The organism is Mesorhizobium sp. M7A.F.Ca.MR.148.00.0.0, assembly GCF_003997735.1.
GTDB lineage: Bacteria > Pseudomonadota > Alphaproteobacteria > Rhizobiales > Rhizobiaceae > Mesorhizobium.
The window spans coordinates 1-234 of sequence record NZ_RZTB01000083.1 but is presented as its reverse complement, the minus strand read 5'-3'; the positions used below and the strand labels follow the sequence as shown (position 1 = coordinate 234).

The 234-nt window shown below is 61.5% G+C and carries 1 protein-coding gene; it reads left to right on the top strand.

The window, feature by feature from the left end; genetic code table 11:
- A partial coding sequence (locus EOB49_RS36975; RefSeq protein WP_206526133.1) for a hypothetical protein occupies positions 1–227 on the top strand: 227 nt, incomplete at its 5' end.
- Between the last annotated feature and the right edge of the window lie 7 nt (positions 228–234).

Sequence of the window (234 nt, the reverse complement as noted above, 5' to 3'; positions counted from 1 at the left end):
ACAAGAGCAAGAGCTGTGGGATCGCCTACCGATGGCTGCATGGCCGCGGTGTCACACCGCCTTTGCTCGGCGAGTACCAAGGCCAAGTTCACATCGTAGGAGGCATGCACCGCTTCCATCTTGCCAAGCACTATGGGACGACGCGCATGCCATTCCTCGTCCGGAGGGCCGAACTAGCCGCAGTAATGGCGTTGATCCCCTCGGCGACCGACACCGCCAACTCGTAATGGCGGG